This window comes from Lentzea sp., assembly GCF_035525475.1.
In the GTDB taxonomy this organism is placed as follows: Bacteria; Actinomycetota; Actinomycetes; order Mycobacteriales; family Pseudonocardiaceae; genus Lentzea.
Window position 1 is genome coordinate 1 of the sequence record NZ_DATLEC010000113.1, and the last position, 13,763, is coordinate 13,763.

The following is a 13,763-nucleotide window of genomic DNA, read 5'->3' on the forward strand; positions in this document are numbered from 1 at the left end:
AGGCGTGCCATCAACCCACGAGCGGCGCGGTCCCCCCGATCAGATTGCCGGGGGTCCGGGGGCAGAGCCCCTGGGTGGAAGCACGCAACAGGAACAGGCCGCCCGCAAAGAGACCGCACGCCCGCGACCCGGCGGGCACGCTGACGCAGGCGTCCCCCCGACCTGGGAACCCCTACAACTCAACCTACTCAGGGGGTCCGACAAGATCAGTAAGCCCGAACACCCTTCCCCAGCACGGTCACCCCACCAGCGGACACCGTGTACCGCTCCCGATCCATAGGAGCGTCGACCCCGATCAAAGCCCCATCGGGCACAACGACGTTCTTGTCCAAAATGGCCCGCCGAACAACAGCGCCCTTGCCGATCCGAACCCCGGGCAACAGCACGGACCCCTGCACCACAGACCCGACCTCGACAGTGACGTCGGACGAGATCACAGACCCGTGGATCTTCCCGGAGATGATCGATCCCGGCCCGACCATCGAATCCTCAGCAGACCCCCCGGCGATGAACTTGGCGGGAGGCATAGGGGGCGTGGCGGTCCGAATGGGCCACAACTGGTTGTACAGGTTGAAGATCGGATGGACCGAAACAAGGTCCATGTGCGCGTCGTAGTAGGCGTCGATCGTCCCGACGTCCCGCCAGTACCCGCGATCCCGATCAGTCGCCCCGGGAACCTCGTTGTCCTGGAAGTCGTAGACGTGCGCCTTCCCGCGGTCGACGAGCATGGGGATGATGTCGCCACCCATGTCGTGATCGGAGTCGGGGTTCAGCGCATCACCGCGAAGAGCGTCCAGCAGCGCCTCGGTGGTGAAGACGTAGTTGCCCATCGAGGCGAAGGTGACGTCCGGGTCGTCCGGCACGTGCGGCGGCTCGGACGGCTTCTCCAGGAACCGGGTGATCTTGCCTGAGGCGTCGCTGTCGATGCAGCCGAACGCCTTGGCCTCGTTCCGCGGCACCCGGATGCCGGCGACGGTCACGGCCGCGCCCGACTCGACGTGCTGCGAGATCATCTGGCCGGGGTCCATCCGGTACACGTGGTCGGCGCCGAAGATCACCACGTGGTCGGGCTTCTCGTCGTGGACCAGGTTCAGCGACTGGAAGATCGCGTCGGCGGAACCCGTGTACCAGCGCGGGCCCAGGCGTTGCTGGGCCGGGACCGGCGTCACGTACTGACCGAGCACATTGGACAGGCGCCACGTCGTCGAGATGTGGCGGTCCAGCGAGTGCGACTTGTACTGCGTCAGCACGCAGAGCTTCGCGAGCCCCGCGTTGACCAGGTTCGACAGCACGAAGTCGACCAGCCGGTAGTTGCCCCCGAAGGGCACAGCCGGTTTCGCGCGGTCGGCCGTCAGTGGCCACAGGCGCTTGCCCTCACCACCGGCGAGCACAATTCCGAGAACGTGCGGCTGCCCCTTCACAGCATGTGACCCTATCCGTGCGATCGTTCTTGAACCAGACGCAAAGCGGTTTGTCCCAACGGGCGTCATTGTGATCTACGGTGGATCCGTGCGAGTTGCGCTTCTGACCCGGGAGTACCCGCCGGAGGTTTACGGCGGCGCTGGCGTGCACGTGGGATTCCTCGTGCCTCATCTCCGCGAGCTCGTGGACGTCGACGTGCACTGCTTCGGTGCGCCCAGATCCGACGCCACGGCTCACAACCCACCCCACAGCCTGGAGCAGGCGAACGCGGCGTTGACCACGCTCGCGGTCGACCTCGAGATGGCCGCGGCGGTGTCCACCGCGAACCTCGTGCACTCGCACACCTGGTACGCCAACATGGGCGGTCACCTGGCCAAACTCCTGCACGGGATCCCGCACGTGGTCACGGCGCACTCGCTGGAGCCGCGCCGGCCGTGGAAGGCCGAGCAGCTCGGCGGCGGCTACCGGATCTCGTCGTGGGCGGAGCGGACCGCCTACGAACACGCCGACGCGGTCATCGCCGTGAGCGAGGGCATGCGGGCCGACGTGCTCGACGCCTACCCCTCGCTCGACCCGGCGAAGGTCCACGTGGTGCGCAACGGGATCGATTCCACGGCCTACCACCCGGTCACCGAGACCGACGCGCTCACCTCCCGCGGCATCGATCCGGAGAAGCCGGTCGTGGCGTTCGTGGGGAGGATCACGCGCCAGAAGGGCGTCGGTCACCTCGTCGCGGCCGCGCACCACATCGAGCCGGACGCGCAGATCGTGCTGTGCGCGGGCGCGCCGGACACGCCGGAGATCGCCGAGGAGACCCGGCAGGCGGTCAGCGAGCTCGCTGAGGCGCGGCCCGGCGTGTTCTGGATCCAGAAGATGCTGCAGCCCGCCGAGGTGCGGCAGATCCTCAGCCACGCGACGGTGTTCGTCTGCCCGTCGGTCTACGAACCGCTCGGCATCGTGAACCTGGAGGCGATGGCGTGCGGCACGGCTGTCGTCGCGAGCGACGTCGGCGGCATCCCCGAGGTCGTCGTGCACGGCGAGACCGGTCTTCTCGTTCACTACGACGAGCATGACTTGTCGACATATCGACTCGAATTGGCCCAGTCCATCAACGAGTTGATCACAGACCCGGACCGGGCGGCTCGCTTCGGCGCCGCCGGGCGCACCCGCGCTGAGCAGGACTTCTCGTGGTCCACGATGGCCGAGCAGACGGTCGAGGTCTATCGTCGCGTGATCTGAGTCACACTCCTTCAGGGCAACCCCGACGTGTGAACGCCGCCTTTAACCAGTAGTGACGTTGTCGATCCATCTGGTGAGGGGCGCGAGGACTGTGCGTGGTGCGCTGTTGGGTCTGACGGTCCTGCTTGCGGTGACTGGATGCGCCACAGCTCCCGCCGCCCAGCCGGCGGCCGTGCAGCTCACCGTCGGGGGCCTGAAGCTCGCCGAGGCCTCGGACCTGCAGGCGCAGGCCGAGGCGCAGCTGGCCTACACGCTCGAGTACGGCTACGTGGCCAGGGCGGGCGCGGCGGCGGTCAGCTGCTGGTTCTCCAAGACGGGCGTCGAGTCCGAGGTCGACAAGCGGCTGTGGTGCGGGCCCGTCCAGGTTCCCGGCACCGGAGCCGGCACCGACTGGGTGCCCGTGCCGATGAAGGAAGTCACCAAGAACGACGACGAGGTCCGCTACGAGGTGCAGTCGCCGCAGGTGCCGGAGAACGGCAACCGCAGCACGCCGTCCGGGACGCTCGTGCGCACCGACGGCAGGGAGTTCGACCCGTCGAAGCAGCAGGACCTCACGGCCGGACGCGACTTCCTCGCCGTGCTGCCCGACGACGGCAAGCGCACGAACGCCGACCTCGGCCTGGGCGACGTCGACGTCAAGCTGCGCGACGACCTGCTCACCACGGCCGTCACCGCCTGGGCGAACCCGGACATCTGGTTCACCGCCGACGGCACCGTCCGCGCGGAGACCGGCTCACGGCTGCGCGTCGTGCGCATGAAGGTCGAGAAGCTCAACGAGACGGACAGCGGTTTCCACCGGACGAACTGGCAGGGGTTCGCCCCGCAGCCGTCCGAGCTCGCGCTGGAGGTGCCGGGCAAGCGCCAGGTGCTGCCCGCCGACCGCCTGCCCGCCAACGGCTCGGTCTTCGTCGTCTACACGGTGCCGGACCCGCAGGAGGGCACCGAGTCGCTCGCCCTGGGCACCCTCGGCGCCAAGTCGCTGGAACAGCGCGCCGAGCTGCCGTCCGGCAAGCGCTCCGACAACGCTCCGCACGTGCTGCAGCGCGCCGCCGGTCCCGCCCACTTCACCGAGCCGACCCAGAAGATCCGCTTCGGCGACCGCGAGCTCGGCATGAAGATCACCGGCGTCAGGCTGGGCCGTCAGCGCCCGGTCAAGCTCGGCGAGAGCCAGTACGACGTCGCCACGATCTCCGGGCCCGACAAGGCGTTGCTCGAGGTCCGCGTCGAGGCGACCGGCAACCTGCCCGACACCGCGGGCGGCGTCTTCACCAAGGACCTGATCACCGTCACACTGCCGGACGGCTCCACCGCCCGGCAGGTGGGCGCCCGCTACGACGGCGGCCCGTTGCCGTTCGCGATCGTGGTGGAGGTCCCGGCGGACACCCGCTCGGTCTCGGTCGGCGTGGTCGAGGGCAGGCCGGACCTGCCGCGGCTGGGCGCGACGGCCATCTCACCGGTCGACTCGCGCATCACCCTCCCGCTGGACTTCTGAGGCGGGACCTCGCCCGCCGACTCCCGCTTCACCCGCGCGTTCGAGTTCTGCGCGAGCATCGCGGCGAGCGCCAGCCAGCCGAGGACCACCAGCACCAGCCCGCCCCAGCCCCACTCCTCGTACGAGGTGCTGCCGGACGTGCCGCCGATGCTGCTGCCCACGTAGAACCCGCACAGGTACAGCCCGGACGCGTGGCCGCGGGCGTGCTCCGGTGCCCGCGCGCCGACCCAGCCGCTGGCGGTGGCGTGCGCCGCGAAGAACCCGGCGGTGACGACCGCGAGGCCGAGCGGCACCCACAGCAGGCTCGCGAGCGCGCCGGACGCCAGCACGCCGATGCACATCAACAGCACGCGCCCGCGCCCGTAGCGGTCGGCCAGCCTGCCCGCGAACGCCGCCGACGTGCTGCCGAAGCCGTAGAACAGGAACACCAGCGTCTCCAGCCACACCGGGCCGGTGAGCTGGAAGCCCGCGACGTTGTAGAACGAGATGAACGCACCGACGAGCAGCACGGCCACCGCGTACAGCGAAAGCAGCACCGGGTCCTGCAACGCCGCCTTCATCCCGCGCGGCGCGCGCTTCGGCTTCGCCTGGGCCCTGGGCAGCAGGAACACCACGACCAGCGCCGCCGCCAGCCCGAACACGCCGGCGAGCAGCACCGACCCGCGCCACCCCAGCCAGTCCGCGCTCATGCCGGTGACCAGCCGCCCGGTCATGCCGCCCAGGCTGTTGCCGGCGATCATCGCGCCCATCGCGCCGCCGAGCCGCTGCTTGCCGAGCTCGTCGGCGAGGTAGGCCATCGACGCCGCGGGCACCCCGGCCGCCGCGACGCCCTGCAGCACGCGCAGGACCAGGAACACCTCGTAGTCCGGGGCGAACGGCAGCACGAGCCCGAGCAGCGCCGCCACCAGCACGCTGACCACGATCACCGGCCGGCGCCCCACCCGCTCGGACAGCATCGCGATCGGCACGACCACGACGGCCAGCGCGAGCGTCGCGGCCGAGAGCGCGAGCGACGCACCGCCCGGCCCCAGCCCGTACTCCTCGGCGATCTGCGGCATCACGGGCTGCGGCGTGTAGAGCAACGCGAAGCACGCGAACCCCGAAGCGGCGATGGACGCGGTCAACCTGTTCACGCCTTCGACGCTAAGCCATACGTCCAATACGGAAATGCGTCAGAATCAATTCGTGGATGAATTGGAGCTGGCTCCGAAGCTGGCGGTGCTGAAAGCGCTTGCCGCCGACGAGCACGTCACGAGGGCCGCCGAACGCGTCGGGCTCCCCCAGCCCACCGTCAGCCGCTGGCTCGCGGAGATGGGCGACCAGCTCGGCGCACCGGTCATCACCAGGACCGGCCGCCGGGTCCGGCTCACGCGCGCCGGCCGTCTCCTCGCCGAGGCCGCGACCCGGTCGCTGGCCGCCCTCGAACCGGGGCTGCGCGAGGTCGAGGAGGAGCTCGACCCGGAGAAGGGCCGTGTCGTGCTGGGCTTCCTGCACATGCTCGGCCGGTCCGTGGTGCCCGAGCTCGTCCGCGGGTTCCGCGCCGAGCACCCGCACGTGCGGTTCGGGCTGGTCCAGAACGCCCGCTACACCGTGGTCGACAGGCTGCTCCAGGGCGAGATCGACCTCGCCCTGGTCGCACCGCCGCCGGACGAACCGGAGGTCGAGTCGGTGGTCATCTTCGAGCAGGAGCTGATCGTCGTCGCCCCGGCAGCGCACCGGCTGGCCTCCCGCGAGGTCGTGCGGCTCTCCGACCTCGTGGACGAGGACCTCATCCTGCTGGAGCACGGCTACGGCCTGAGGCAGATCACCGACGACATGTTCGCGACAGCCGGTCTCACCCCTCGCATCGCGTTCGAGAGCCAGGAGATCGAGACCGTGCGCGGCCTGGTCGCCGCCGGGCTCGGCGTCGCGATCCTCACGCACGCCGAGACCACCCCGCCTCCAGGGCTCCGTGAACTACCGCTGACGCCGCGGTCGGCCCGCGTCTTCGGGCTGGCGTGGCTGAGGGACCACCCGCTGCCGCCCGCCGTCCGGGCCTTCCGCGACCACGCGCTGCGGACTCACGGCGTCCAGGCCTGAGACCCCGACCACGTCCGCAGGTACGACTCGGCGCCGCCCAGCATGTCCCGCACGAGCTGGTCGCCGCCCAGCTGACGGACCTTCTCGACCCAGTCCGGCAGAAGGCCGATGTGCGCGCCGCCGTCGGTGTTGATGTCCCAGACGCGCTCGCCGGTGCGCTGCCGGTCGACCAGCGGGCCGTCCGGGTAGCTGCGGAACGGGTAGGTCACGCCGGTCTGCGGCGCCGGGTGCGAGCCCACGCCGTTGTAGTCGGAGCCGAACCCGATGCCCACGTCGTACCGGCGGCGCAACGGCTCCGCGGCGGCGGCCTGCGCCACGTACCCGCCGGGGTCGTTCTCGTAGCCCGCGATGAACCCGCCGAGCCGGTAGACCTGCTCGGTCCACTGCGCGTCCATCCAGCTGTGGCTGGACAGGATGCCGGGGTAGCGCGCCTGCGCGGCGAGTTCCAGCGTGCGACCGGCCGCCTTCACGCTCATGTGGTCGATCTCGATCATCATGTGCCGCCGCATCATGCCCTGCACGGCGTACTCGCCCAGCGACGTCAGGCCGCGCACGTTGCACCGCTTCGCCGGGTCGTAGACGGGCGCGACGACGCCCGGCGGGATCAGCGCGTTCGGGCCGACGGTGCCGATCGGGTTGTCCTGCTGCGGGCCCTCGCACCGCTCGGTCTGCCACCACTGCCCGGTGCGCAGGAACTGGCCCGCGTTGATCACACCGCCCTGCGTGCCCGAGTCGAAGCGGACACCGCACAGCGCGTTGTCGAACTTGTGGCACAGGAACGCGCTGCGCACGCCGAGCGCGTAGACCTCGTCCAGGCCGCGGTCGATGTCACCCCGGCCGCACAACGGGATGTCGAGCAGCGTCCGGCAGCCGAAGATCTCGGAGGTCTCGATGCCGAGCACGACGGCGAGCTTGCCCTGCGCGACCACGTCCCGCGCCTGCTCGGACGAGGTGACGATGCGGAACCAGCCCTTGCCCGGCCCGCCGAACACCCTGTCGACGAACGCCTGCAGCTCGTAGGTGCGCTGGGCCTGCAGCCGCACCGACGTCATCTCGTCGCAGGGCCGGTCCTTGAACGGGTGGATGAGGCACAGCTCGGCGTTGCTCGTGAGGTCGGTGACGAGCACGCGCTGCCCGCCGCGCCACGCCCGCTCCAGCCAGGCGTAGTAGTTCTGCTGGTGCGAGACGGTCGTGTACGACGGCCAGTCGCGGAACGTCGGCCAGCCCACCGGGTCGTGCCCGTCGAGGTCGCCCGTCACGATCGCCTCGAAGATCGCGCCGATCCCCGCCGGGTGGTGCTCGGGGCAGTCCTTCAGCGCGTCCGCGGCGCCCAGCTCGGAGAACTGCTTCCCGCAGATCAGCCGGCCGCCGAACCCCTCGTTGGTCATGAGGTGGTTGTGCGCGTCGACGAACCCGCGCACCCTGCCCTGCTCGTCGGTGCCCTTGAACGGCTCGCCGGTGACGTTGATCTGCGAGTCCACCGCTGGTCGTGCCACCGGTTCCCACCACGGCGTCGCGGCGGACGCGGGTGTCAGCGCGCCGGTTAACAGGACAAGGGCGACGACCAGGCGAACGATCACGGGAGCGCTCCTCGCGGTGTGGTGGCGCTCACATGATGCCGCGAAACGGACCCGTCCCGGATGGGCGGATCGGAGGGACTCAGTCGGAGTAGTGCTCCGCGAGCTCGACCAGCGTCCGCGCGCCGAAGCCCGTCGCACCCGCGACGACCTCGTCGTAGACCTTCTCCGACCGCGCCGGTCCCGCGATGTCGAGGTGCGCCCACGGCACGTCGCCCGCGAACTTCTGCAGGAACAGCGCCGCGGTGATGCCACCCGGTCCCGGCGGGCACTGCCTGTAGTCCGCGATCTCGCTGCGGACGGCGTCGGCGTGCTCCTCCAGCAGCGGCATCCGCCACCACTTCTCGCCGACGCGCGAGCCCGCCCCGACGACCTGGGCGGCCAGCGAGTCGGACGAGGTGAGCACGGCACCCGTGCGCAGGCCGAGCGACACCTTCATGGCGCCGGTCAGCGTCGCGATGTCCACGAGCAGGTCCGGCTTCAGGTTCCGCACGGCGTACGCCATCGCGTCGGCCAGGACCATGCGGCCCTCGGCGTCGGTGTTCTGCACCTCGGTGGTCGCGCCGCCGTAGTGGCGCACGACGTCACCGGGCCGGTACGCCGAGCCGCTCAGGTGGTTCTCCGCGCACGGCACCAGGCCGGTGACCCTGACGGGCAGCCCGCGCCGGGCCACGGCGATGAGCGCGGAGATCACCGCGCCGCCGCCCGCCATGTCGGTGCGCATCAGGTGCATGCCGTCGGCCGGCTTCACGGAGATGCCGCCGGTGTCGAACGTGATGCCCTTGCCGACGAAGACCAGGTGCGGGCCGGTGGTGCCGTAGGTCAGCTCCACCAACCGCGGCGGGCGCGACGAGCCGCCTCCGACGGCGAGCACGCCGCCGAAGCCCTGCTGCCGCAGCCACTTCTCGTCGCGCACGACGGCGGACAGACCGTCGACCTTCTCCGCGAGCCTGGCGGCGGTGGTCGCGAGCCAGTGCGGGTCCTTGACGTTGGACGGGGTGTTGGCGAGGTCGCGGGTGAGCGAGGTGGCGGTGGCCAGCGCGTGGGCCTTGAGCGCGGCCGACGTCAGCACCTCCTCGAAGCCGGTGTCGCCGGTGACGAGCCGCAGAGAGCCGACGCGCTTCGGGGCCTCCTCGCCGGTGACCTTGAAGCGGTAACCGCCGAGCGCCGCGCCCAGCACGAACGCGCGCACCTTCTCGGCGTCGAAGTCCGGGGTCAGCAGCACGTCCGCCGTCCTGGGGGCGTCGTCACCGCTCAGCGCGCGCACCAGGGACGCCCCGGCCGTGCGGTAGTCGGCGAGCGTGCCCGTGCCGACGCCGAGCGTCCAGGTCTCGTCGTGGCGCACCGCCTCACCGGCCTTGCCGGTCAGGTCGGAGACGTCGATGCCGTCGCCGCCCGGTCCCAGTGCCGGCCCGGTGGCCGCGAGCACGACCGTCGGGACAGCGCGGCGCGCGGTGGTGGCCACCTCGACGTCCACGAGCTTGGTGGGCACTGACGGAACCGTCGACGCCACGGCTGGACCTCCCCTGTGCATTAACGACCGTTCATTCTGACCTCAGTGCCGCGACCGCCGGCGTCCGCCCCGGTGTTCCGGGCCTCAGACGGCTGTCCCGCCACCGTGCCGGAACGAAGCGATGCCCCGGTCTCCACTGTGGAAACCGGGGCGCTACTTCTTCCTCGCCGGGATGCCTCAGCCGGCGGCGGCCTTCAGCGCGTCGCCCAAGGCGCTGGCCTCGTCCGCCGACATTTCGACGACGAGGCGCCCACCACCCTCGAGCGGCACGCGCATGACGATGCCGCGTCCCTCCTTGGTGACCTCGAGGGGACCGTCGCCGGTCCGGGGCTTCATGGCCGCCATCGCGTGCTCCCTCCGTCAACATCTTCCCCGTCCGGCCAGGCCGGATCTGCTCCATTCTCCCCTATCGCGACTCAGGGGCGAAACCGAACCGATCTTTTGGCGAGTTCGGGTGACAGTTGCCGATCTTGACTTGTCCCTGATCAATACCCGTTTTCACGACAAGGCAACACTTTCGGCACAGCTGGGGGCGGCGTGACAGACTGGGCAGGGTGCGAGCCCGTTCCGCGCTCTTCGACGTCTACGGCGGCCACCTGCGCGAACGAGGTGGTGCCGCCACCATCGCCGCGCTCGTGCGGCTCCTCGACCCCCTCGGTTTCGCCGCGCCGGCCGTCCGCACGGCCGTGTCGCGCACCGTCCGGCAGGGCTGGCTGCACCCCGTGCGGCTGCCCGACGGGCCCGGCTACGCGATGACACCTCGCGGGGACCGAAGGCTCGACGAGGCCGCTGCCCGCATCTACCGCACCCGGCCGTCCACGTGGGACGGTCGCTGGCACGTGGTGGTGCTGGAGGAGCTGCCCGGCCGCGACTCGCGCGACCACCTCGCCTCCTCGCTGCAACTGCTCGGCTACGGCGCGCTCGGTCCTGTGACGTGGATCGCTCCCCGGCCGTCCCCGGAGCTGGGCGACGTGCTGGCCGCGGAAGAGGTCCTCGCACGAACTTTTCACGGTTCACACGACGGTCAGGACGCCGAGCTCGCGGAGAAGGCCTGGGACCTGGCCGGGCTGGGCCGCGACTACGCCGCGTTCGTGGCGCACTGGCACGAGCAGGTGTCCGTTGTGGACGAAACAGACGACGCCGCCGCGTTCGCCGCCTCCCAGCAGCTGCTGCACGCGTGGCGGAAGTTCCTGTTCCGCGATCCCGGTCTTCCTGCTGAACTGTTGCCACCGGACTGGCCGGGCCACGCGGCAGCGTCGTTCTTCGACGAACAGACGCTGCGGCTGGCGCCGGGCACGAGCCGTTTCGTCGACGAGTGCCTGCGGCCGGTGCGCAACGTTTCCACTGCTTGATGGAGGTCCAGTGTCCGAGCTCCTCGTCGACGACGCCGATGGTGTGCGCACGTTCACGTTCAACCGCCCCGAGTCGTTCAACGCCTTCACGACCTCGCTGAAGGAGTCGTTCCTCGTCGCGCTGCGGGAGACGGCGGCCGACGCCTCGGTGCGCGCGGTGGTGATCACGGGCGCGGGCAGGGCGTTCTGCGCGGGCCAGGACCTCAAGGAGCACATCGGGTTGCTGCAGGCCGGTGACCCCGCGCCGCTCGACACCGTGGAGAAGCACTACAACCCGATCGTGCGCGAGCTGATCGGCATGCCGAAGCCGGTGATCGCCGCGGTCAACGGCAGCGCGGCGGGAGCGGGAGCGTCCTTCGCCTACGCGGCGGACCTGCGCGTCGCGGGCGAGTCGGCGAAGTTCCTGATGGCGTTCGCGAACGTGGGCCTGACCGCGGACTCCGGCGCGTCGTACACGCTGCCGAGGCTGATCGGCCACGGCCGCGCGATGGAGATGATGCTGCTCGCCCAGCCGGTCGGCGCCGAGGAGGCGTTGCGGATCGGCATGGTCAACCAGGTCGTGCCGGACGCCGAGCTGCTGCCGACGGCGCACGCGCTGGCCGCCCGCCTCGCCGCCGGCCCGACCACGGCGTACGCGAAGATCAAGGAAGCGCTGGCCGCCGCCGCGGACGGGACGCTGGAGGACGCGCTCGAAGCCGAACGCCGCACCCAGGCCGACTGCGGGGCGACCGAGGACCACCGCGAGGCCGTCGACGCGTTCGTGACCAAGCGCGCCCCGAAGTTCACCGGCCGCTAGCCCCGCCGTTCAGCGCGGAAGCACGTCGAGATGTGGTCGTCCACCATGCCGGTGGCCTGCATCAGCGCGTAGCACGTGGTGGGGCCGAGGAACTTGAAGCCGCGGCGCTTCAGCTCCTTGGCCATCGCCTTGGACTCGTCCGTGATGGCCGGAACGTCCGCGATGGTCTTCGGGCGCCTGTGCTTCTCCGGCGCGAACGACCACAGCAGCGCGTCGAGATCGACGTCCTGCTCGGTGATCACGCGGGCGTTGTGGATCGCGGCGTCGATCTTCAGCCGGTTGCGGACGATGCCCGCGTCGGCCATCAGCCGTTCCACGTCGGCCGGTCCGAACTCCGCCACCAGCAACGGGTCGAAGTCCCCGAACGCCGCGCGGAACGCCGGGCGCTTGCGCAGGATCGTGATCCACGACAGGCCGGACTGGAACGCCTCCAGCGACATCCGCTCGTACAGCTCGGGCGTGCCGTGCAGCTCCACGCCCCACTCGGTGTCGTGGTAGTCGGCGTAGTCCGGCGTCGAGTCGCCCCACGGGCACCGGATGATCACCGGTACTCCTCGGCGAACCGGGCGAACTTCTGCAACGACCGTTGCAGCACCAGCACGAACAACGGCTTCACGACCGGGAAGAAGAACGGCACGTCGAGGCGTTCGGTCCACACGAAACGGCTGCCGCGCACGGCGAACACACCCGTTCCGCGGACGACGCGGCCGAGGTGGAGCACCTGGACGACGTGCGGCGGGTCCCAGCGCGTGATCCGCATGCGGTCGGAGACGCCGAACGTGACGGCGTCGATCTCGCTGCCGACCGACCTGCCGTCACCCTTCACCACGGACACGCGGGTGCCGAACACCCACTCCGACTGGCGTTCCCAGTCGGTCATGGCGCGGAAGATCGTGTCGGGCGGCGCGGCCACCTCGACGGTCAGCTCAAGCTCGGTGGTCACTGCTCTCCAGTTCGTCGACGCGTGCCCGCAGCACCTCGACCTCGGTCGCGAGCCGCTGCAACGCCCAGTCGACCTCGCTCATCTTGTAGCCGCGGAACACCTGCTGGAACTTCAGCTCGCGGACGTCCTGGGCGGTGAGGTCGTCCGCGGGCAGCCGCGTCGGCGACGCGCCGGGCGGCAGCGGGGCGAGCTCCTCGCCGCGCCCGAACACCAACGCCGCGAGCAGGAACACCACTGCCGCGACGGCCACCATCACGATCAGGTAGAGAAGGGCGTTGGTCACGCGACGATCGTGGCACAGCTCAGGCACCGGCGAGCGAGCAGACCGAGACGAACGATCACGATCCAGGTGACCAGGCTCGCGATGGTCATCGGCAGGGACTGCACGAGCCGCGCCGGGTCGACGTGCGCGGTGGCCAGGATGATCGACGCGTTGCCCAGCAGCACGGCGGCGACGGCGCAGAGAGCGATCGACGCGGCGAGCCTGGCCAGCAGCCTCGTGTCGTACCTGCGGGCGACAAGCCGGCCGAGCACCAGCGCGACCAGCGCCACGCCGGACGCGATTCCGCTGGTCAGGTCGTTGGCCTTGGCGACGACGAGGTACCAGGACGGCGGCATCGTGCCGAAGTCCTGCCACGGGCCGATGAGCAGCATCCGGCCGTACTCCCACGCCATGTGCATCAGCGGCAGGACGATCGCGAGCCAGACGAGCGTGCGCGTGCCGTAGGCGACGGCCAGTTCGGCCTGGTACTCGTTCGCGATCTCGCGGACCTCGCCGAACTCGTCGACGGCGCGTTCCTGAGCCTCCTGCTCGGTCAGCCCGCGGCCGAGGTGGGCCTCCGCGGCGTCGGTGAGGCTGTCGCGGGTCTCGGTGAGCAGGTCGCGGACCTGCCTGCGGGATCCCCGCAACCGCGACCCCAGGTCCGTCACGTACCCGTCGATCACGTTTGCGCCCACTTGCCGCCCCCTCCCAGCACCCCGTCGATGACCGTCGTGAACTCGCGCCACGCGGCGCGCTCCGCGTGCAAGGCCTTGCGGCCAGTCGACGTGAGCCGGTACGTCCGGCGCTTGCGGCCGCCGACCGTGCTCCAGTCGCTCGCGACGTGGCCGGCCCGCTCCAGCCTGCGCAACGCCGGGTAGACCGTTCCCGTCGGGAGGTCCAGCGCGCCCCCGCTGCCCTGCTGCAACGCCTCGATGATCGCGTAGCCGTGCAGCTGCCTGCCGTCGAGCGTGGCCAGCAGCAACGCGTCGAGGTGGCCGCGGAGCGCGTCAGGCTTCATGAGTAGCGACTCTACTGATCGGGGCACCGCGGACGGCCCCGGGATTTTCCCGTGATGCCTGTAGGGGACG

The 13,763-nt window shown here is 70.6% G+C and carries 14 protein-coding genes; 4 read left to right on the top strand and 10 right to left on the bottom strand.

Going from position 1 to position 13,763, the window contains the following annotated elements:
• Window positions 1–206 precede the first annotated feature (206 nt).
• A complete protein-coding gene (gene glgC, locus VM306_RS19845) occupies window positions 207–1,421 on the bottom strand; it encodes a glucose-1-phosphate adenylyltransferase (protein WP_325517103.1) in 1,215 nt (404 codons plus the stop codon).
• Between the two features lie 88 nt (window positions 1,422–1,509).
• Here glgC and glgA point away from each other — a divergent pair, with 88 nt between their 5' ends.
• Window positions 1,510–2,661 carry a glycogen synthase gene (glgA, locus tag VM306_RS19850; protein ID WP_325517105.1) on the top strand — a complete coding sequence of 384 codons (1,152 nt, stop codon included), beginning with the start codon at window positions 1,510–1,512 and terminating at the stop codon, window positions 2,659–2,661.
• A 1,329-nt stretch (window positions 2,662–3,990) separates the two neighbouring features.
• Here glgA and VM306_RS19855 read toward each other — a convergent pair.
• The gene (locus VM306_RS19855; protein ID WP_325517107.1) at window positions 3,991–5,286 is read right to left on the bottom strand and encodes an MFS transporter; all 1,296 of its coding nucleotides are present in this window, start codon (window positions 5,284–5,286) and stop codon (window positions 3,991–3,993) included.
• A 52-nt stretch (window positions 5,287–5,338) separates the two neighbouring features.
• Here VM306_RS19855 and VM306_RS19860 point away from each other — a divergent pair, with 52 nt between their 5' ends.
• A complete protein-coding gene (locus VM306_RS19860; RefSeq protein ID WP_325517109.1) occupies window positions 5,339–6,232 on the top strand; it encodes a LysR family transcriptional regulator in 894 nt (297 codons plus the stop codon).
• Here the strand turns inward: VM306_RS19860 and VM306_RS19865 are convergent.
• From VM306_RS19865 to VM306_RS19875, 3 genes are all read right to left on the bottom strand, one after another.
• Window positions 6,214–7,812, bottom strand: coding sequence for a hypothetical protein (locus VM306_RS19865; RefSeq protein ID WP_325517111.1), 1,599 nt, complete (start codon window positions 7,810–7,812; stop codon window positions 6,214–6,216). The two genes, VM306_RS19860 and VM306_RS19865, sit on opposite strands and share 19 nt — an antisense overlap.
• Window positions 7,813–7,891: 79 nt before the next feature.
• Window positions 7,892–9,343 (bottom strand): leucyl aminopeptidase family protein, encoded by a 1,452-nt coding sequence (locus VM306_RS19870; protein WP_325517113.1) that lies wholly within the window; start codon window positions 9,341–9,343, stop codon window positions 7,892–7,894.
• 156 nt (window positions 9,344–9,499) lie between these two features.
• Window positions 9,500–9,667: a DUF3117 domain-containing protein gene (locus tag VM306_RS19875; RefSeq protein ID WP_065914675.1), complete on the bottom strand. Its 168-nt coding sequence runs from the start codon at window positions 9,665–9,667 to the stop codon at window positions 9,500–9,502.
• A 209-nt stretch (window positions 9,668–9,876) separates the two neighbouring features.
• Here VM306_RS19875 and VM306_RS19880 point away from each other — a divergent pair, with 209 nt between their 5' ends.
• Window positions 9,877–10,674: a PaaX family transcriptional regulator C-terminal domain-containing protein gene (locus VM306_RS19880; protein WP_325517116.1), complete on the top strand. Its 798-nt coding sequence runs from the start codon at window positions 9,877–9,879 to the stop codon at window positions 10,672–10,674.
• 10 nt (window positions 10,675–10,684) lie between these two features.
• Entirely contained in the window at window positions 10,685–11,470 is a 786-nt protein-coding gene (locus tag VM306_RS19885) for an enoyl-CoA hydratase-related protein (RefSeq protein WP_325517118.1), read from the top strand.
• On the opposite strand, the gene VM306_RS19890 is transcribed toward VM306_RS19885, so the two are convergent.
• From VM306_RS19890 to VM306_RS19910, 5 genes are read right to left on the bottom strand one after another with little or no spacing between them, the layout of a single operon-like run.
• The gene (locus VM306_RS19890; RefSeq protein WP_325517187.1) at window positions 11,467–12,012 is read right to left on the bottom strand and encodes a DNA-3-methyladenine glycosylase I; all 546 of its coding nucleotides are present in this window, start codon (window positions 12,010–12,012) and stop codon (window positions 11,467–11,469) included. The genes VM306_RS19885 and VM306_RS19890 overlap by 4 nt on opposite strands.
• Window positions 12,012–12,413, bottom strand: coding sequence for an SRPBCC family protein (locus VM306_RS19895; protein ID WP_325517120.1), 402 nt, complete (start codon window positions 12,411–12,413; stop codon window positions 12,012–12,014). The genes VM306_RS19890 and VM306_RS19895 overlap by 1 nt, the downstream gene beginning before the upstream one ends.
• Window positions 12,397–12,696 (bottom strand): DivIVA domain-containing protein, encoded by a 300-nt coding sequence (locus VM306_RS19900; RefSeq protein WP_325517123.1) that lies wholly within the window; start codon window positions 12,694–12,696, stop codon window positions 12,397–12,399. Before VM306_RS19900 ends, VM306_RS19895 begins: the two co-directional genes overlap by 17 nt.
• Complete coding sequence (locus VM306_RS19905) at window positions 12,693–13,370, bottom strand: permease prefix domain 1-containing protein (RefSeq protein ID WP_325517125.1); 678 nt, start codon at window positions 13,368–13,370, stop codon at window positions 12,693–12,695. The genes VM306_RS19900 and VM306_RS19905 overlap by 4 nt, the downstream gene beginning before the upstream one ends.
• Window positions 13,355–13,693: a PadR family transcriptional regulator gene (locus VM306_RS19910; RefSeq protein ID WP_325517127.1), complete on the bottom strand. Its 339-nt coding sequence runs from the start codon at window positions 13,691–13,693 to the stop codon at window positions 13,355–13,357. The genes VM306_RS19905 and VM306_RS19910 overlap by 16 nt, the downstream gene beginning before the upstream one ends.
• Window positions 13,694–13,763: the final 70 nt, after the last annotated feature.

Excerpts from the sequence above, each read along its gene's own strand:
- VM306_RS19875 (WP_065914675.1), bottom strand. The coding sequence starts at position 9,667 with ATGGCGGCCATGAAGCCCCGGACCGGCGACGGTCCCCTCGAGGTCACC.
- VM306_RS19910 (WP_325517127.1), bottom strand. The coding sequence starts at position 13,693 with ATGAAGCCTGACGCGCTCCGCGGCCACCTCGACGCGTTGCTGCTGGCC.
- VM306_RS19870 (WP_325517113.1), bottom strand. The coding sequence starts at position 9,343 with ATGCACAGGGGAGGTCCAGCCGTGGCGTCGACGGTTCCGTCAGTGCCC.